Annotated in this window: 17 protein-coding genes; 15 read left to right on the top strand and 2 right to left on the bottom strand. The window is 64.6% G+C overall.

What is annotated here, in order from left to right; genetic code table 11:
• Positions 1 to 921: 921 nt before the first annotated feature.
• The 10 genes from DGO_RS17935 to DGO_RS23925 all read left to right on the top strand — a co-directional run bounded on the left by DGO_RS17935 (position 922) and on the right by DGO_RS23925 (position 14096).
• Positions 922 to 1293: a hypothetical protein gene (locus DGO_RS17935; protein ID WP_014686604.1), complete on the top strand. Its 372-nt coding sequence runs from the start codon at positions 922 to 924 to the stop codon at positions 1291 to 1293.
• Positions 1293 to 1613 (top strand): hypothetical protein, encoded by a 321-nt coding sequence (locus DGO_RS17940; RefSeq protein ID WP_014686605.1) that lies wholly within the window; start codon positions 1293 to 1295, stop codon positions 1611 to 1613. The genes DGO_RS17935 and DGO_RS17940 overlap by 1 nt, the downstream gene beginning before the upstream one ends.
• Positions 1613 to 4231 (top strand): VirB4 family type IV secretion system protein, encoded by a 2619-nt coding sequence (locus DGO_RS17945; protein ID WP_014686606.1) that lies wholly within the window; start codon positions 1613 to 1615, stop codon positions 4229 to 4231. Before DGO_RS17940 ends, DGO_RS17945 begins: the two co-directional genes overlap by 1 nt.
• Positions 4191 to 5408, top strand: a complete 1218-nt coding sequence (locus tag DGO_RS17950) for a hypothetical protein (RefSeq protein WP_014686607.1) — start codon at positions 4191 to 4193, stop codon at positions 5406 to 5408. The genes DGO_RS17945 and DGO_RS17950 overlap by 41 nt, the downstream gene beginning before the upstream one ends.
• Entirely contained in the window at positions 5405 to 7867 is a 2463-nt protein-coding gene (locus DGO_RS17955) for a hypothetical protein (protein ID WP_043804633.1), read from the top strand. The genes DGO_RS17950 and DGO_RS17955 overlap by 4 nt, the downstream gene beginning before the upstream one ends.
• Positions 7868 to 8024: 157 nt before the next feature.
• Positions 8025 to 10784: a type IV secretory system conjugative DNA transfer family protein gene (locus tag DGO_RS17960; RefSeq protein WP_014686610.1), complete on the top strand. Its 2760-nt coding sequence runs from the start codon at positions 8025 to 8027 to the stop codon at positions 10782 to 10784.
• Positions 10785 to 10817: 33 nt separating this feature from the next.
• Complete coding sequence (locus DGO_RS17965; RefSeq protein ID WP_014686611.1) at positions 10818 to 11306, top strand: phospholipase D-like domain-containing protein; 489 nt, start codon at positions 10818 to 10820, stop codon at positions 11304 to 11306.
• Between the two features lie 36 nt (positions 11307 to 11342).
• Positions 11343 to 11747, top strand: coding sequence for a hypothetical protein (locus DGO_RS17970; RefSeq protein WP_014686612.1), 405 nt, complete (start codon positions 11343 to 11345; stop codon positions 11745 to 11747).
• A gap of 1 nt (position 11748) precedes the next feature.
• Positions 11749 to 12780, top strand: a complete 1032-nt coding sequence (locus DGO_RS17975) for an ATPase AAA (protein ID WP_043804638.1) — start codon at positions 11749 to 11751, stop codon at positions 12778 to 12780.
• A gap of 101 nt (positions 12781 to 12881) precedes the next feature.
• Positions 12882 to 14096 (top strand): hypothetical protein, encoded by a 1215-nt coding sequence (locus tag DGO_RS23925; RefSeq protein WP_169331050.1) that lies wholly within the window; start codon positions 12882 to 12884, stop codon positions 14094 to 14096.
• A 109-nt stretch (positions 14097 to 14205) separates the two neighbouring features.
• Here DGO_RS23925 and DGO_RS17985 read toward each other — a convergent pair whose 3' ends face one another.
• Positions 14206 to 14835 (bottom strand): hypothetical protein, encoded by a 630-nt coding sequence (locus DGO_RS17985; RefSeq protein ID WP_014686615.1) that lies wholly within the window; start codon positions 14833 to 14835, stop codon positions 14206 to 14208.
• Complete coding sequence (locus DGO_RS17990; RefSeq protein ID WP_145975499.1) at positions 14835 to 15212, bottom strand: hypothetical protein; 378 nt, start codon at positions 15210 to 15212, stop codon at positions 14835 to 14837. Before DGO_RS17990 ends, DGO_RS17985 begins: the two co-directional genes overlap by 1 nt.
• 757 nt (positions 15213 to 15969) lie before the next feature.
• Between DGO_RS17990 and DGO_RS22075 the strand changes: the two genes are divergently transcribed.
• From DGO_RS22075 to DGO_RS18010, 5 genes are all read left to right on the top strand, one after another.
• Complete coding sequence (locus DGO_RS22075) at positions 15970 to 16167, top strand: hypothetical protein (RefSeq protein WP_014686617.1); 198 nt, start codon at positions 15970 to 15972, stop codon at positions 16165 to 16167.
• Between the two features lie 44 nt (positions 16168 to 16211).
• Positions 16212 to 16517: a hypothetical protein gene (locus DGO_RS17995; RefSeq protein WP_014686618.1), complete on the top strand. Its 306-nt coding sequence runs from the start codon at positions 16212 to 16214 to the stop codon at positions 16515 to 16517.
• A 41-nt stretch (positions 16518 to 16558) separates the two neighbouring features.
• A complete protein-coding gene (locus tag DGO_RS18000) occupies positions 16559 to 17167 on the top strand; it encodes a hypothetical protein (RefSeq protein WP_014686619.1) in 609 nt (202 codons plus the stop codon).
• Between the two features lie 105 nt (positions 17168 to 17272).
• Positions 17273 to 17623 carry a hypothetical protein gene (locus DGO_RS22080; protein WP_014686620.1) on the top strand — a complete coding sequence of 117 codons (351 nt, stop codon included), beginning with the start codon at positions 17273 to 17275 and terminating at the stop codon, positions 17621 to 17623.
• Between the two features lie 91 nt (positions 17624 to 17714).
• Entirely contained in the window at positions 17715 to 18122 is a 408-nt protein-coding gene (locus tag DGO_RS18010; protein WP_014686621.1) for a hypothetical protein, read from the top strand.
• Positions 18123 to 18125 lie beyond the last annotated feature (3 nt).

Genomic DNA, 18125 nt, shown 5'->3' on the forward strand with positions numbered 1-18125 from the left:
GCTGTGCTCTGACCGGAGACGACCGGGGCGGCCGAGGTCCGGGGCGTCAGGGTGACGGGCGCTGTTACGGGTGCGGACGCGATACGAATAGGCTGGACAGAGGCCTGAGAAGGCGTACTCGTCGTCGAGGGTGCTGGAGCGGCCGTAATAGGCGTCGGCGTGCTGTAGGTGGGGGTGTCATAGGTCGGTGTCGACGTGGGTGCAGCCTCAGTGGCCTGGATGGGTGCCGGCGCGGCCTCCGTGGGCGCAGCGCCCGTGCTGCTGCCATTCGGAATGACCGCTTCGGGTGTGGTCGTGTCCTGGGTGCTCTGGGGGATGCCACTGGCCTCGGGAGCCGTCGTCACCCCCGCCGTCGTTGCGTTCGCCGGGGTGGTCGTGGTCGTGGTCCGGGAGGTGGTCGCCGCACTGCTTTTGTTCTCCGGAATGAGGGCCGTGACCAGCAAGAGCGCGCCGAGGAGACATACCCCGCCAATGCCGAGCGTGATGGGGCGAATCTTCTTGGTCCCCCGGACGCTCTTTCCCTTGGCCTTGTCCATCCCCGCATTGAGGAGGCCCTGGACACCCGCACGGGGGCTCTGGCCGAAGAGTTCACGCGCCTCCTGTTCATCCTGATCGGCAACGGCAGCGTTGATCTGTCCTGCCAGTTTTGGCTCCTGCTGACTGATGCTCGCCAGGAAGGCATTGAACTCCGGCGCTTCCGGTTCCGGGAGCTGAAGGGACGGATCAAGCTCTGCGAGACGGGCTTCGAGGGTGGCACGGGCATCAGGGCGATAGGGCATGCCTCAGCGTGCGTGCGCTTGGGGTGACCTCGTGCGTCATGCCCAGGTGATGGGGGTATTGGGGGGGTGGATTTGGGCCGAGTGCTCATTTTGAGGATCTGGAGTCACCCCAAGTACACGCACTGTGTTCTCGGAGGTTCACATGAACACGATCACGACTGTCCGCCCCGCTTCCGCCCTCGTCGCCTACATGCAGTTCCTGCACATCCGCTGGCTCGCCTTCGTCGCTAGCATTTTCGCCTTCCTCGCGAACAACATGGCCAGTGCGCAGGCCACCCCCGACGAACTCCTCAAGGAAATGGACGGTCGGGCGAGTGTCTTCTGCAGCTACGTCAACGTGCTGCCCAACAGCAAGTGGGTCAAGCTCGGCGGCCTCATCTTCTTCCTGATCGGCATGATTCTGCTGATCTTCGGCGGCCGTGGTGGCAACGTCTACCTGCTGCGCGGCATCGGCGCGGTCATCCTCATCCCGTCGGGTATCGCCATCGCCAAGGCCTTCGGTCTCGTCTGCTGATGGAAACGCCTTTCCCCCAGTACAAGAAAGGCGTCCCCAAGATGGGCCTCGACGAGATCACCCATTTCCTCCTGGCGATCACCATCGCGGGCATCCCCTTCTTCCTCGCTCAACTGTTGCTGGGGGAGTGGCAACTCGCGCCCGTCGTGGCCGCCATCGTCGCCTACGGCACCTTCCGGTGGGTCGCGGTGCCCACCGTCCGCTACGTCTTCGGCCAGCTGCCCCCTGCTTACGTGGAGCACAGCATCCAGACCATCTTCTTCCGGGGGGGGCTGGCCGCCCGCCCCGACCCTGAGCCCATTCCCCTGGAGATCAAGTAATGCCGTACCACGATGTCGTCGCGGCCACCCGGGTCGCGGACGCGATGGGCAACCTCACCGAGAAGCTCACCTACCAGGGGCTCAAGGATGGGGTGGCCTTTTCTTTGGACAACAAGCTCTCCTTCGGCCTGACCGTGCAGCTCGTCTCCGCGGCCAGCGCGACCCTGGACCGTCGGATCGGCACGCGCGACCGGCTGATGCGCGCTGTGCAGGGGTCCCTCCCCGTGGGGGCTGTCGTACGGTTTTACTTGGAGAACCGCCCTTCTACCCCCACAGATCTCGCTCAGCACGGGCCCGTCCGCAAGGATGGGTCCATTCTGGAGCAACTGCTCGTGGGCAATTTCAACGTGCTCGAGCGGATGCGGCAGAAGGGATACGTCAGTACGGCAGAGGCCTACTTGACGGTCACCCTGCCTGTCCCCGGCCGGCCGAAGAAGACCCCGTACCGGCCGGAGCAGATCGCGCCCCTGATCGAGAAGGCCCACATGATTCAGCAGCGTCTTGCCCGGCAGCTCAGTGTCAACGGCATGACCGCCCAGGTCATGACGACGGAGCAGGTCTGGGGCCGCATCATGGACTACCACAACCCCAGCATGGCGAGTACGCCCAAACCCGTATACCAAGCCCAGTTCGATGCGGCAGACCTCGGGGGCGTCCGGGTCCTGCGCAAGTTCAAGAACAACCCGAAAGTCACCAAACCGTACGTCGCGAGTATGCGCGCGCAGGTGGCCTGTAGCGACGTGGACCTGGATTACGATTCCTGTTTCATGTTAGGCCTGAACCGGGTCGGTGTGGTCAGCTTCCTCAAGCCCACCCGGAATTCTGCCATCGGCTGCACGGACCAGATCCTCCAGGCGCTGGGCGGGACGCACAGCACCCTCATGATCGAGTACCTCGTGGTCGACGTGCCTAAAGTCCGTGCGGAGATCAACGAGTCGCTGGACAAGCAGACGACGGCCGCCGACGACCCGAGCATGAAGGCTGGACGGGAGGTCTACAGCCGGATCGCCACCGGCACGGCCCTGATGCAGGAACTCGAAAGCGGGCAGGTCCTGACCGAGATGAGCATGCACGCGATGATCTACGCGCGCACGCAAGACGAGCTCGACGAGCGCCGGGAGCGGACGCTGGCCGCGTTCAGTGCCGTGGGCGGCTGTATGCCCCGGGTCGCCAGTAGCGGGCAGGCCATCATCCTGTTCCTCCAGAACGCGCCCTTTTCTGGACAGCGCAGTAGCTACCAGACCGGTGCCTACTACCAGAACGCCGTGGACTGCATTCCCCAGGTCGGCCCCTGGTCGGGGAACGCGAAGGGGGTGCTCCCTTTCCGGACGCGCTCCGGGAACGTCTTCAGCATCACGCCGCGCGCCCTCCGGAATGCAGGGGTCGTCGTCATGGCGAAGGCCGGGAGCGGGAAAAGCGTCCTGATCAACATGCTGTCCTCTGGCCTGGTTCATAACCACGACGCGAGCTTGACGGTCGTTGATCCCAAGCGGGATTACCTGCCCCTGTTCATGGCCCTGGGCGCGCTGCACTCTGTCATTACCGTGGCTCCCAATGCCCGCTTGCCGAATGGCAAGCGCGTCTGCATCAATCCCTTCGATCTTCCCCTCGGGGAAACGACTGCCGGTGCGGAGAAAGTGGCGTATCTGCTGGAGCTGATGCGGGCGCTTCGGATCAATGACGGGTCTGGGCGCCGAATCAGCATCCTGATCGAAGCCATCACCGTCTTCTACCGGAAGTTCTCTGCCCCACAGATGGTCAACGGCGAAGAGGTCCTCGTGTATACCGGGGGCGGAACGCTCACCGGTTTCGTCGACGTCCTGCGCTTCCTGAATACCGTGGGGGACCAAAGTGTCCAGAGCCATCCGCTGCTCAAGCAGGAAGTCAGCAACATGGCGAACGATCTCCGGGCGTACACCGGCACGACCCCTCTGGGCACGATCCTCGACGGACTGACGACGGTGGATCTCGACTCACGGTACCTCTACCTCGATATCAGCGGCATGATGCAGTACGACGCGATGAAAGCCATCGGCGCGCTGCTGACGAACGAACTGGTGCTGCAGCGGGCCCTCCGACTGAAGGGCGTCAAGGTCGTGGTGCAGGAAGAAGGAGGCGTGGCCCGGGAACTCCCCGAGCTGGTGAACATCACCAACCGTCTGTTCAAAACCGGCCGGAGCCTGGGCATCATCCCCATTCTCAGCGTCCAGAACATCGAAGACGCGCAGGCTTATGCCGGCGTCATCAACAACGCGGACACCCGCATCCTGCTGGAAAGCAATCCCAGCGAGCGCGCGGAAGTCGCCCGCATCTTCGAACTGAACGACGCCATGCGCGCGCTGCACGCCAGTCTCGGGGGTGAGCCAGGGCGCTTCCAGGAAGCCCTGATCCTCCAGAACACCAGCTCGGGCGGTGGGCTGAACGGGGATGTCGGACAGCTCTGGCTCTCCCCTGAAGCGTATTGGATGACCACCAGCAAGAAGGAGGAGGCCGATCTGCGCGCGCAGGTGGCCGAGGCCTATTTCAGGGGCGACCAGGCGGCCGCCGCCCTGTATATCGCTCAAGGAGGCGACCTGAATGCCACGCCACAGCACCCGTCCTTCGCCCATTCGGCGTAAGACTCTCTCCCTCCTGGCGCTCCTGGCGTTGGGGGGCCTGGCCCCGGTCCCCCCGGGGCCCCTCGTCATCTCTCAGGCCTTCGCGGGTGCGCCGGCCCCGACCCCAGCCCCAGCCCCAGCCCCGACTGATCCGGGCACGGGGAACCTCTCGCCGGAGGATGTACTCTCGGCCTTCGCCAACGGACAGCCGATCCCGGGGTTCGAGGGGGCCAGCAATACCTTCCTGTCGGTCGACTCGACGATCGCCATGCTCGCGCGCGCCATCGACATCCTGTCGGCCGTGCCGGTCATCGGGCCGATTGCCATGATGCTCAAGCCCATCGTCAACACCTACATGGACATCAAAACGACCGTCCAGCCCATCCTGGACACGGTCAACCGGGGCCGCGAGTACGTGGGGCAGATGCTCCAGGCCAAGCAGACCATGACCCGGATGTTCCAGAGCGGCAGTTTCGGCGACGCCGTGAACAACGTCAACACCCTGGTCAACCAGTTCGGTGGCCTCGCCAACCTGCCGGCCGGTTTGCGCAAGATCAGCGCGAACGATCCGCAGAAGGACGTCGCCAACATCCTCAAGGCAGCCGATCAGCAGATCAACCAACTCCGCCAGGACCAACAAACCGCCCGGCAGAATGGGGATGCAGCCGAGTACCGCAGTCTGCTCCAGCGGGAGGAGGAAGCCCGGCAGCTGCGCGCCCGCATCCGCCAGGCGGGGGAAATCGCGGCCGCGCAGAAGGACGCCCTGGACCTCGCCAACCGGTCCAGTCAGGTCGTGGGCTCGGTCGGGCAGAAGACCGCCGGGTACGCGAACAACCTCATTACGGTGTCCAGCGCCGAGGGGGCGATGAAGGTGATGGGGAGCATCGCCCTCGATCAGCTCAACGCGAGCGCCGCGGGCTTCGACACCCTGAGCCAGCAATTGGCCCTGATCAGTAAGCAGCAGACCATCGGCAATGAGCAGGGGGACCAACTCCTCTCCTACTTCCAGGAGCAGCGGCGTAAGGATGTGAGTCAGGCGCGTCAGGCCATCGAAGCGGAGAACGAGCGGCAGGTGGAGGAATACAAGAGCATGGTCCGCCGGAGCGACACGCTGTCGGCGGGCATCGGGCAGACCCTCAAGCCGAGTTCGGAGCAGCGCAGCAGCATGGCGGACCTGATGCGGGGCGTGATCAAGTGATCGTCCTTCTCCGGCGCCTCCTGCCCCTGCTCCTCTTGCTGGGGCTGGGCGTAGCTGCCGCCCAGGACGCCAGCAAGCTCCCGGAGTGCATCCTCACTCCGGGCACCACTGCGGCCACGCCGGACGGCAGCAACCTCACGCTGACGGCCTTTCTTCCCAATGCACCATGCAACATGGCGCAGATCATGTACCTCTGGGGCTACTGGGGGCTGTGGAAAGGGATCGCCTTCGTGGGAATGGGATTGACGACCGCGTTCTTCTTCTGGTCGCTCTTCCGGGCAGTGCTGTCCAAGACGCCGGAGAAGGCGCTCATTCCTTTCCTGACGGCGCTCGTGCTTGTCGGGTTCATTTCCCCCGCGACGAAGGGGGAGGGCGTCATTCCCATGGTGCAGTCCACAGGGGTGGAGTGGTTCAATGCGCTCTACCGCACCTCAGCGGACGTGGGCTACGCCGCGATGTCCAGGGGTGAGAACAGTGTTCAGGCGCAGACGGCGGCGCTGGGCAGGAATCTGGCCCTGCTGGTGGCGCGCGCGCAGCATGCCTCGACCATCCGTGCGCAGATGGCCCAGATCAAGGCCGGGAAGATCACTGGCGACCTGGCCGATCCGAATCTGGCGAACACGCTGTATGCCGACCAGATTCGGAATGAACAGGCCGGGGCCGACTCGCTGATCTCCAATCGTGGGTGGATTTTCAACGTGGGGTACTGGCTGCTGTTCGGCCTGTTCAGCATTTTCGCGGGCATCATCGTCGTGGTCGGAGGCACGATGCAGCTGATGCTGCTCCTGTTGCCGGTGGCCCTGGCCTTCCTGGTCCTCGGGCAGTTCAAGCCCGTCACCGCGATTGGGGCGTCTTACCTGAGTGCCCTGCTGACGATCGGCGTGCTTCCGGTCATCGTGGCGACCATCGCGTCGATCACGCTGGGCATCCCGGCGGCCAAGATGCTGCCGGTGGTCACCCAGATGAACGGCGATCTGTCCGCCCAGCTCACGCGGTACCAGGAGCTGCTCCGTAATGGGTGCCAGTGGTACGAGGTGTCCTGTAACTTCGAGGCCCAGGTGTTCAACCCGATCCTCTCGGATCTGACGACGATCAAGGAACTGTTCATCACGTTGGTCGTCGTGGTGCTCTCGGGCATTGTGGGGCTGAGCATCGGCGCGACATTCATCCGCCGCGTGCCCGCGGCCATTGCTGGTGTCTTTGGCGCCAGCGGCGGCGGGGAGTCCAGTGGTGTGGAAACCGGTGGGATCGGCAAGCTGTTGGCGATGACAGGCGGCATGAAGATGCTGCAGCAGCTCACCCGGACCCCAGGAGCCAATGCGTCGAGCGCTGGCCCGAAGACGGATGGATCTCCAGCACCGTCACCAGGGCCGGCCCTCCCTCCAGGGGGTGGCGGCGGGCAGTACACGCCGCCGGAGTCGGTCACGGCAGGTAGCGGATCGAGCACGACATCGACAAGTGGCAACATTCCCCCCGAATCGGTGACGGCTGGCAATCCTCGAACGGTGGTTGGGGCTAGCTATGCCGCTTTCCAGGGGAGCCGGGGCGCTGGGATGCCGTTCGGCCAGGCGGTCCAGGCCGGGGTACAGCCGATGTTGGCCGGGGCTGCCGCTGGCGTGCGGGCACATGGCCAGACGATCCGCCAGGACTATGGGGCCGCCGCGCAGCGCGGGCGGGAGCACCTGACCCGGACGGCCTCGAACCTGGCCTTCGGCTCGGCGAATGCGGAGCGTGGGCGTGCAGCCGTGAGCGCGGCCGTGCAGGACTTCCGGGACACCAACGCCCAGGTGCGCGCGCAGGACACCACCCAGAACCGCTCGGTCAACCCGGATGAGTTCGAGACGCGTAGCCGCCGTGATCCTGTGGCTGCTGCGCAGAACGCCGCCCAGGCCCAATCCCACTTCACGGTCACGCCGGAGCAGCGTGCCGGTGAGCAAGGCGCGCGGCCGGCGTCTCGTACGGAGCTCTCCGCCCGGAACCAGGGCGGCAGCCTGCAGGACTGGACGGCGGCCCCTGCGCCCGTTCGCCCGCCGAAGCTGGGTCCCCCACCGCCCCGCCCGGTCAGTCCGACCGAGCAGGAAGCCCAGAGTCACAAGACCCGGATGGCGCAGGGCACGGGACCGACCCTCGCGGACATGGATGCGACCCGGCGCAACACGTTGGCCCTCGGTGGGCCGCAGGGGAAGGCGATCCCCGGTGTCTTCCCTGGACCGCTCGAGCCCCGGCCGGCAGCCCCGGCACCGACGCCCCCTCTTCCGCCACCACCCGCGCGCCGGACGGAACGGGCTCCGGATGAGCAGTGGCAGGCCAGCCATCGTCCAGTTGCGGACTGGCAGCCGCCCCAGAAGCCACTGCCCCCACCACCTCCTCGGGTGACACCGCCGCCCCTGGATATCCCGCTGTCCCACCTGATGAAGCCGGCACCGACCCCGCCGGACGAGGAGAACCCGAAGCCATGATGCCCTCCCATCACACCTGCGCCTGGGTGTGGTGGCAGGAGCGAGCGGGCCTGCCCATCCCTGGGTGTGCCCGCTCTGTCCTGCCCCTCCCGGCACGCTCGGTCTCGACCATCCCGAATGACGCGCCCCTCCCCTGGCGCACCCTGAGAGGCTCCCGATGACGCAAAGCAAAGCCAGCATGCCCACCCGGCCCCAGGCGGCTCCCCTCAACCCGGTGACGATCACCTTCCTCTTGGCCCTGATCATTGCCCTGTCCGTCCTCCTGGTGCAGTTCATGGACGTGGGCGAGCAACTCTCCAGGCTGATCCTGAAGTACACGGGGCTGGGCCGGGCGAACAGCCTGACGGCCGACGAGTGGGCCGCTGTACTCATGGCCTGTGGGAATGACGTGAAGTGCTCACCCTGGCTGACGGCCCGCCTGAGTGCGGGCATGGCCGGGTACTGGTGGATTCTGGTGCTGCCGGTGATCGCCCCCATCATCGCGGCGAAGGTGTTTCCCAAGCCGAAGGTCGTCGAGGCCAAGGACCCTGGCCTGGCAAGCTGGGAGCGCAAGGAAAAGATGACGCGCTTCCTGCGAGGGAACGACACGCCCGATGACCGCTTCACGGGGTTCATGGGGTACCTGAAGGAGGGCACTGCGGGCAACGGCTTCGATACGAAAGACCTCCCACCGCTCTTCATTCCCCGGGAGGACTGGTGCCAGAACACCCTGGTCTGGGGCGGCATCCGCAGTGGCAAGACGACGTCCTTCTTTCAGCCCAACATCTTCCTCGCGGCTCACCTGAACATGACGTGCATCGTGTTCGACATCAAATGGCCGCAGAAGGATTCGGGCTTCTTCGAGACCATCGGGTACTGGCACGCGCGTAAGCGGCGGGTCGTACTCCTCAGTCCATTTGAAGAGTACGGCGCACGGGTGAACTTCCTGGCCGGCGTGAACAGTTTCAGTGATGCCCTGGAAGCCGCCGACGCCGTGTTCCCTCCCCCCGAATTTATGGAGGAGCGAGGGAAGCACTACAACGACAAGAAGCGGTTCATGATCGCGGCCCTGATCTGGATGCTCCGCACACTGGAGGGCGACAAGGCCACCATGCGCGATGTCCTGAGGCTGGCGCTGATGGATGATGATCGGCTGATGGAGTGGGTGGAGCAGGCCACTGACCTGGAGGCAAAAGCCATTCTCCTGAACTACAAGGCGGCTGGCGACGGCAACTTTGCGGAGACGAAGAACGGCATCGTCAGTGCCCTGAAAGTCTTCTTCAACGAGAACGTCGTTCGGGCGACGAGTGGGATGCCGGGCGAGACGACTGACCTCGACGAGTGCTACCGCACGAGCACCCTCGTCGTTGTGGGGATCAACCAGAAGAACCAGATGGACGGCTCCGGAGAGGTCCTCTTCCGGTTGTACAAGCGGATGCTCGACGCCGCCTCCATGCGGGTCGTAGTCGAGCAGGGCGGCAAGCTCCGGATGCACGCGGCCTACTGGCTCGACGAGCTGCCGTCTATCGGTCGGATCAACTACCTGATGCGGTCACTGGGCACCCTGCGGTCGTACAACATCAGCCACCACCTGGGCATCCAGAACGATGCGCAGGGCCAACTGGTCTACGGGGATACATACTGGAAGGCCATCAGTACGAACGTCGTGGCGAGAGTCGTCATGTTCCCCCGCGGGATCAACGGTGACGATGCCCGGAAGGTGTCCGAGACCATCGGCATGACCACGGCCGTCGAGACGACCATCGGGGGCAGCCGGACCATCAACCCGTTCGAGCACGAGGGCAGCCACTCCGCGAGTAGCAAGCTGGTGGAGCGCTACCTGCTGTCGTTCGAGGAGTTCAGTGACTTCAGTCTGGGCGAGGCCGTCGTGCGCATGAACGGACAGCAGCCCATCCGGACGCAGCTGGTCCCGATGGGTATGAAGACTGTCAGGGGCACCGGGATCAAGAAGGAGCCCGCCAACATGTTGTACGAGCTCTACGCGGATACGGTGTCGCGTTGTCCCGGGGGTCTCATCGCGTATACGAACAGGATTATTGAGGAAGGCCTCCTGGTGGGGAGCAGTCCCGTACGGACGCTGCAGCCGCGCCGTCAGATCGCACCTCAAGGTGCTGGTGTCCCACAGGGGCAAAAGCTACCGCAGCCTGCCCCACTGAGCGTCAAGAGCAATGCGGCCGCACCGAGTGAGGCGTCCACCCCCATCGTCGTGATGGACCGCAGTTCGGAGATCAATCTTCCCGTGTCCGAAGTGGTGACGTGGTTACACGCCTGCATGGCGGAGCTTCTCGAAATTTACGTGCTGGATTTTGAGGAGGGCGTCGTACAGGTCAGCGTCCGGGTGAACAAGCAGGAGGCCACCGCCCTCAATGGGGAGCAGACGCTGCGCCGACTGTTCATCGGGAACCTGATCGAGTGGAGCCGGACCCATCAGGATGCCAAACTGCTCACCTCTGTTCTTGAGGCCCTGGACCCAGCAATGTTGCAGACGTTGAGGGACTACTACGAGGCGCGGAAGGTCTACTACTGGTTCCGGGAGAACGCAGCCTTCATCGAGGGGACGGAAGCGCGCCTCACCTATCTGGCTGCCTGCCAGGCCAAGGGGGAAGAACCTCGGGAGGCCTGCGCGATTCTGGAGGCGGATCAGACCTTGCTGTCCCCCAAGTTGACCACTCGGGAAATCTTCAGGTCAGGCGGTGCGGTGGACTTCCCGACTCGCCGGATCGAGTCCAGAAACTACGACCTGATTCCGATGATGTCCTGGGCGGCCACCGCGGAAGCCATTCGGCAGGGGAAGATCAAAGAGGACAAGGAGAAAGCGCCGACTGGCCTCAGCCGCCGGGAGCGCACACGGCAGAGCGGGGACCAGGTCAGTCATATCGTGAGACAGGCAAGTGATGCCGAGGGGGCCACCGGGTAACGAGGTCACCCCAAGTACACGCACACTTCTGGCGTGACTTTCCTCAGACGATACGCGGCGGTCCTCGCCCTCTCCCTTCTCGGGAGTGCGGGGGCCGCCGACACCTTGCCGCCCTCCATCCAGGCCATCACCCAGGCCCGCCGCGAGATCATCGCCGTGCTCCCACAGGTCGGGAGCGAGGCGATGGCCCAAGCCCTCAAGACCGCCGCTGGGAAAGGCACCCGCGTCTTCCTGATCACCGAGCGCCGCACGGTCAAGGGTGGGGGGTACCTCCTCACGGTCAGCCACGGGCCGTCCAGCATCCGCACCTATCTCTACGCCGGCCAGATCTCTCAACCCTGGGTGATCGTCGACGGCGCCTGGGGCCTGGCCGGGCCGGGCCTAGACCGGAGTGCAGGTGGCGACCTCCAGATCTTTCGAGACGGCGCGACCCTCCAGCGGTTGAATACCTGGGCAAGACAGGTCACGAAGGCTGGCCCCATCGCGCGGCCGGACCTGCTCAAGTTGCGGTACAGCAAGTGAACGCACAGGTCACCCCAAGTACCACCAAGGTGAGCCATGCTTGAACGCACTCTGGACCACATGGTTTTCCGTTTCCCCTATCGCTACGAAGTCCTGCTGCTGCTGGTGTTCGTGGTCATCCTGGCGTGGCCGCTGTTCACGGGTTTCCAGGGGTTCGTGATGGGGGTCGTCATCTTTCTGGTGCTGCTCGACGCGCGGAGTGCCAGCCAGTTCAAGCGCGGGACGGAGGACCTGACCACTGTGGACCGATACCTGAGCGCCATCCCTTTCCGTTACGAAATCCTGTGCGGCCTGGCAGCCGTGCTGTGGGGCCTGTGGTGGCTCACGGCGGGGACGACCGGCTTCATGTTCGGCGTGGGGATTTTCATGCTGGCCCTCCGTGCGCGCAGCAGCTCGCAGCTCAAGCGTGGCACGGCCACGACCTATGTCGAGGTGGAGTGACGTGCCCCCCATCGTCAGCGAGCTTTCGGGTGTCGCCCAGGTGACGCGGCACCTGAAGTTGCCTCCGCAACCCATCTTCGACCTGAGTACGGACGCGGAGTTCGAGGCCCTCCTGGAGAAGCTGCCGATGAGCGTGCAGCCCCTGGTCCGTGACCGCATCCGCGACGTCGAGGAGATTCGCATTCAAGCGTTCAGCCCCATCGAGGTCCTCTACCGGCACGCGCACATCTTCTACCCCTTCGAGCCCACCATGGAGGACATGAAGGTGCTGGACTCGCTAGGGGCCTGGCGAGATGACGGACGCCTGGGCATGGAAGGTACGTTGCACCGCTTCGGCCGGATGGACACCGCCCAGCAGACGAGCCTGGTGACGGTCCGAGTGGCGAAGGCCTTCGTGGGTCTCGCCGAGCCGCTGCGGCCCTGGCTGGAGAAAGCTCAGGACGGCGTGATCATCATCGGCCTACCCGGTGCGGGCAAGACGGCTCTCCTGCGAGATGTGAACCGCATCCTCGGTGAGCGCCTGGCCGGTCGGCTGTTCGTTTGCGACTCGTCGAACGAGATCCTGGGGGACGGCATCCAACCGCACTCGATCACCGACTGGCTCTCCCGCGTGCCCATCGGTGACCCGAAACTCCAGCTCTCCAAGCTGAACATGGTGGTGAAAAACTTCCAGCCGCGGTGGATGGTGGTGGATGAGGTCAGCAGCCCCGATGACGCACGGGCCATCGGGTACGCGAGGTCACGTGGGGTCCGGGTCGTGATGACGTGGCACGCCGGGAGTCTGGCGAGCGCATACCAGGAGTCCGAGGAGCGGACCCTATGGTCGCTCATCAAGCGCAATGAGGAGGGCATCACGGGACCATGCGTGGCGCAGTTGGGCATCCTGGTCCGAGGCCGGGGAGAGTACGTGGTCTTCGAGAACTTGACGGAGGCCTTCGCCAGTGTCGCCGCCGGGAACCTGCCGTTGGGTGTTCAGGTGAGCGTCGCACAGGACACACCGTGGGAGAACCGCGAGCAGGCCTTGAGCGGCTGAGTGTTCCAGCGGGATGGTTGGGGAGGTCCGGAGTACCGGGCCTCCTCTTTTCTTTGGGCGGTCGTGAGGCCAGCGTCAGAGCACGGCGGTCACACTGACCCATGACGCGAGGTGGGGATTCGACGCGCGGGTGTCGGGGTGTACCGTTCGCCCTGGATGCCCAAGGGCGAGTCACTGATCCGGCGAAGGCCAGCGCTACGCAACCCTACACCTGCCTGTGGTGCCACGACCGGGTGCATCCTGTTCGGGCCTACCGGCGTCGGACGGGTCAGACCTGGCGCGCGCACTTCAGCCACGCCCCGCACTCCACCTGTACGGCCACCGGGGAGGGCATCCTTCATCGGGCAGCCAAGCATCTCCTCCGCCAGCAGCTGCTGCAGCGTCGTGCCTTCGGCCTGCACCTCCTGTGTCTGGACTGCGGCCGTGAGGAAGTGCTGGATTACCAGCTGCGTCCAGGGTGGCAGGTCAATCTGGAGGTTTCCCTCGGGATCTTCAGGGGCGACGTGGTGATCCAGGACCCCGAGGGTCGCCCGGCCTTCGCCTTTGAGATCCGGGTCACGCACGAGGTCGGCGAGGAGAAGGCCCGAGGCCTGAGCTGTCGCTGGGCAGAAGTGGATGCGGATGTTCCTGCACTTCTGAAGGGGGAAGGCGGGGCACTGGAGCTGTCGGCCGTGAACACGAATCTGTTCTGGTTCCATCCCTGCACCTGTGGCAACAACGCACCGACGAATCTCCTGGCTTTGGAGCGGAAGGCCGCTCGCGAGGCGGAGGCCCGCCGTGTTCAGGCTGAACGTGTGGAGCAGGAGCGGCGGCGCATGGAGGAGTTGAACCGGCAGGCTGCGCGCGCGGAGGAGGAACGCCGGGCCTGGGCACAGCAGCGCGAGAGAGAAGCACGTCATGCGGAGCAGGAGCGGCACAAGCAGCAAGGGAGCCGGGATCAATTCATCAAGACGTTTCTGCGCACGCAGGTTCCGGAAGTGTTCGACCGCCTGATGGTCTTCTCTTGCGTGGTCGCCGATTGTCCGGGGTGCCAGAAGCGTCAGGTGTTCTTCGATCCGGGTGGGGTGAACATGATGCCGACCTGGGCACCGCATCTCGCCCGGCGCCCCTCGGGCATTCATCCCTGGCAGCCGGTGTGCCCAGCTTGTGATTGGTCAGGGCCTGTGCCGGCAGGCGAGCGGCGGATGTATCACGGTCATGCCTGGCACGGATCGGCGGCCACCGCCACGCCGACCTCGCTCCGGAGTGCCCTTCCCCACCGGGCAGCGTCACGAGCGGAGGCGCAGGACTTCTGGTGGAATCGCGAAGAGGACTGAGGGGAGCCGCCGCGCTTCCCTCCTCTCTCGCACAGAGGAGAAGGAGGGCGCGAGGGTCCGACGGGCAGCCGTGGTCCTGATGTACGTCCATGCAGCGACCGACCTTCGCTCAGGGTGCGTCGATCAGTAGGGACTGCTCGGGGATGGCGAGGCCAGGGCCAGTGGTCCGGATGACCAGTTGGGCGCGCTGCTCCGGTGACAGGCTGAGGAAGAACGTCTGACGGTAACGGCCACAGGGCGTCTCCAGCTGGAGCACATTCGTCGAGCCTGGATCGAAAGGCAACTGGACGAAGAGGGCGGGACTTCCTTCGGCACTGTGCGGCAGGGTGTCGGACGAGAGCCGGATCTGCTGGCCGATGAACTGTTGCACGCCCTGCCGCCAGTTGAGGTTCTGGTAGATCGGTAGGGCGTGCAGGCGGTAGGTCTGGCGGGTATCTGGGGTCAAGGTGCGGGCGAAGTCCGCCTTCACTTGTTCGTAGGAGGTGGCGGCGGCCGCCCGGATCTCGAGATCGAGTTGGTTGAGTTGGGTGTCGATCTGCGCACGCGTCTGCCAACCTGGGCTACCACGCACGAAGGCCTGACAGGCCTCGTGGAGGTGGGCGCGCTCCTGGCTGTTCAGGGAGAGGCGCCATCCGAGGGCTGCCAGGAACGGGAGGGCGACGAGGGCACAGGTAATGAGGAAGCCCCGCGAAGGAGAGAGGACCGGGAACGTGAAGCGAGGCCGGGGGGGCGGACGCATCAGGACCCTGACTTGAAAACGTCACTGGCCTGAAGTTGCGTGACACTGCGGACGACGTGTTCCTGTCCCTTCTGGATGACGGCGAGCGTCTGTTGGATCTGGGTAAGCTGGCCGGCGACGTTCGGGGGAAGGGCGGGCCCTGGTGCAGGAGCGAGGAGTGTGGGGAGAGGTTGAGGCGATGAAGTCGGGGAGGTGCGGTCGAGGTAAGCCCAGAGCTCGGGCATGGAGGTGTAGCGGAGCTTGAGGACGGCGGTCACGGGGATATCGAATTGCTGGGCAAGGGCCTTGGCTTCGAGGAGGCTGTGGTAGAGCGCCGCGGGGATGATCGCGGCGCGGTACCGCCCTTTTGAGACATCCCCAGTGTGTGGGGAAGGCACGGAGTTGAGGAGGTCACGTGCGTATCGAGGAGAGCAGTCCAGGGCAGTGGCCAGGTCTTGGATGGTGTAGGACTCAGGGGAAGTGGGAGAAGTCATGGATGTCCTTGAAGGAAAAGGAGAGTGGAGGGCAAAGGTGAGGTCACTCGGGAGCGCGTGATTTCTTGGCTTGATCAGTCGGCATAGCTGGCGGTTTTTTATTCCGTATTATCGGCGGAGCTGGCGGTTTTTTGTTCCCACTAGTTGGCGTAGCTGGCGTAAATTACTTCCGTATTATCGGCATAGCTGGCGGTTTCTTGTTCCGAATAGTCAAGGAGGACGTTCGGGGAGGCTTTTCTGGGGGCATTTTGGCCTGATTGTGCCCGCTTTGATGAGAGCGCCTGCCAGATGTGCCTGGGTTACTTTTCGCGGGAAATTTGGTTAGATCCAACAATATAGATAAGGGAGCTGGAGGGTGGGGTTGAACCCGGAGTTTTTTTACTCCCAGCGCACGCGGAAGGCTTACATCCGCCCGTTTTGATACCTCAGATTCTCACCTGATTTACTTCTCAAAGCGTCACACCCAAAAATCCCCCACATCCCCCAAACATGAGTCTTTCCTGAGCTTGAGCACCCGCTTCCGCAGACGGCAACCTCCACCCCTCTGATCAGATTCGGAACCAGCCTCTCAACCTCCTCGATCAGATTCAAAAGTCACTGACGTTCTTCACTTCCCCTCTCCAGTCCTGGCCCGCGCAAGGCGCGGAGCCCAGTCGTCGGCATGCCACCTCCCCAGCAGCCCGCCGATCTACGTCCCTCCGATCAGGTCTGGCGTGACGGCCTCGCCTGGTCTGTCGAAGCGATCACCTCCACCGAGGTCACCCTCATTCGCTCTCGTCCCCGTCAAGCGCCCCTCCGCCGCATCATCCCCCTCGCCGAACTGGAAGAGCGAGGCTACACCCTCACCCCGCCCACCTGACCCTCAGTCCTGGCCCGCGCAAGGCGCGGCGCCATGGGCATGGCATGACCAAGCACCTCTTCCGTCCTGCCCCGAACCGCGCCGTCGACCTGGGATGGGACCGCCCCTGCGGTCACTTCTACCTCAACATCACTGACCCGACTCAGCCCGAGGACGAAGATCAGGTCTACATCAGCCTGTACGACAACACCCTCTATGACCGCGCCCGGGGTCCGTTCATGGCCGGCCTGACGCTCGACGAATTGCAGCGGAAGTTGGAAGCCTTCGACATCCCTCTGCCCGATGGTCTCCTCGAACACCTGCGAGAAGATCAGCGACTCAACCGCGGCAACGACCGCACCCCGTGGTAAAGCAGGCGTGGCCCGCGCAAAGCGCGGAGCCATGTTCGTGTATGCAAGGTCGACTCACCGGACAGATCATCGGCATCAACTCTGACGACACCAGCGTCACCCTCCACCTGGCCGGGCACACCGACAACGGACAGCGAGGCGTCACCTGGATTCATGCCGTCAAGTTCACTGGCTCCCGTCGTCCGAGCATGGCCCTACAGGTCGGTCAACAGGTGGAGGTGGAGTGCATGGCGATCCATCATGTCTTCACCGTCCGAGGTCAGCAGGCTTCCCGCGTAGAGGTGCTGGGCAAGAGTGTTCGCGTGATCCGAGGCCAGACCGAACAGCGGGGACAAGTGCTCTGCCTCAAGAACGCGGTCAATCAGTTCACCTTCTCCGGTCACCTGGTGGACGCGCCCGTCATCAAGACGACGCATCCCGTGACGGAAGCGCGCGTCGGTGTCCGCGATAGGACACAGCACGTGCACTACTTCAAGTGCGAGGCCTGGCGAGAACTCGGCGCGCGCCTGGGTCAGACCCGCCGAGGAGGCGAGTTGATCTTCACGTGCATCTTGCGCCGGGACAAGGCGGGTGAGCGCGCCTTCGACGTCATGGAGGTGCAAGCCCTCCAGTCCGTTCAGCCCCAGCCCTTGGCCAACGCCGCCGACTGAACCTCTCTCACCCCTGGCCCCTTCGGGGGCTTGTCCTCATGCCCCGTCCCACCGAGACTGGGTCTCCAGTCCTGGCCCGCGCAATGCGCGAGGCCACGTGCGCCCATGACCTTCCTGCCCTCTCCCCACACCAGCACGGCCGAAGCCCTCATCCCCATGGAAGGTCTCGCCCTCCATGATCCTGGCGTGGACGGCCGCACTTATCTCCTGGCCATCCACCGACCACCGCATCCCCTCCAGCTGTTCCCTGGTCGCCGTCTTTTCCTCCGGGAAGTCCAGCAGGTCCTCGATCTCCGCTGGCACCTCTGGTTGCTTTGCCTTCAGCCTGGTCCTTCCCTGGCTCCAGTGCAGGTCAGCGACCTCGCTTTCCTCACTCGCGAGGACACGACGCTGCTGCCGCCCCTCGTGGACCTGACCCAGCTGCAGCATCTCGTGGAACGCGCCTTGCCCGCCTGATCCCCTGGCCCCCGGACGGGGGCACCTTCCTCTTGGTCGCCACCCGGCCGCTCAGACGTGGCCCGCGCAGGGCGCGGTGCCGGGGGGAGGCATGTCGATCATCATGTCCGAGGTTCCCGAGCTCACCGCCTTCACGGTCGAGGAAGCGATCCCTGCGACGGGCATCGCCCTGGGCGAGATCACGGCCCGGCCGTGGACGGAGGTCATCGTGCTCCAGCATCGGACGGGAGAACTCCACGTCCGAGCAGGCAAGCACGTCACCCGGTCGGATGTGCGTGGGGCCCTCGCTCGGGGGTGGACGGTCTGGCTGGTGAAGCTGAGCCAGGAGCGTGAGGTGGACCCCTGGGACTTCACCAGCCTCGCCCGCATCACGCCGGATGCGGACGCCGCGACGTACAACGATCGGCTGCTCGACGAGGCCGGGTACGCCCAAGCTCTCGCCGAAGCGGACACAGACCGACTGCTCCTGAACTTGCAACGACAGCTCCCCCACCTCTGACCC

This window comes from Deinococcus gobiensis I-0 (genome assembly GCF_000252445.1).
Classification (GTDB): Bacteria; Deinococcota; Deinococci; order Deinococcales; family Deinococcaceae; genus Deinococcus; species Deinococcus gobiensis.

Excerpts from the sequence above, each read along its gene's own strand:
- DGO_RS17935 (WP_014686604.1), top strand. The coding sequence starts at position 922 with ATGAACACGATCACGACTGTCCGCCCCGCTTCCGCCCTCGTCGCCTAC.
- DGO_RS17940 (WP_014686605.1), top strand. The coding sequence starts at position 1,293 with ATGGAAACGCCTTTCCCCCAGTACAAGAAAGGCGTCCCCAAGATGGGC.
- DGO_RS17945 (WP_014686606.1), top strand. The coding sequence starts at position 1,613 with ATGCCGTACCACGATGTCGTCGCGGCCACCCGGGTCGCGGACGCGATG.
- DGO_RS17950 (WP_014686607.1), top strand. The coding sequence starts at position 4,191 with ATGCCACGCCACAGCACCCGTCCTTCGCCCATTCGGCGTAAGACTCTC.
- DGO_RS17960 (WP_014686610.1), top strand. The coding sequence starts at position 8,025 with ATGACGCAAAGCAAAGCCAGCATGCCCACCCGGCCCCAGGCGGCTCCC.
- DGO_RS17970 (WP_014686612.1), top strand. The coding sequence starts at position 11,343 with ATGCTTGAACGCACTCTGGACCACATGGTTTTCCGTTTCCCCTATCGC.
- DGO_RS23925 (WP_169331050.1), top strand. The coding sequence starts at position 12,882 with ATGACGCGAGGTGGGGATTCGACGCGCGGGTGTCGGGGTGTACCGTTC.
- DGO_RS17985 (WP_014686615.1), bottom strand. The coding sequence starts at position 14,835 with ATGCGTCCGCCCCCCCGGCCTCGCTTCACGTTCCCGGTCCTCTCTCCT.
- DGO_RS22075 (WP_014686617.1), top strand. The coding sequence starts at position 15,970 with ATGCCACCTCCCCAGCAGCCCGCCGATCTACGTCCCTCCGATCAGGTC.
- DGO_RS17995 (WP_014686618.1), top strand. The coding sequence starts at position 16,212 with ATGACCAAGCACCTCTTCCGTCCTGCCCCGAACCGCGCCGTCGACCTG.
- DGO_RS18000 (WP_014686619.1), top strand. The coding sequence starts at position 16,559 with ATGCAAGGTCGACTCACCGGACAGATCATCGGCATCAACTCTGACGAC.
- DGO_RS22080 (WP_014686620.1), top strand. The coding sequence starts at position 17,273 with ATGACCTTCCTGCCCTCTCCCCACACCAGCACGGCCGAAGCCCTCATC.
- DGO_RS18010 (WP_014686621.1), top strand. The coding sequence starts at position 17,715 with ATGTCGATCATCATGTCCGAGGTTCCCGAGCTCACCGCCTTCACGGTC.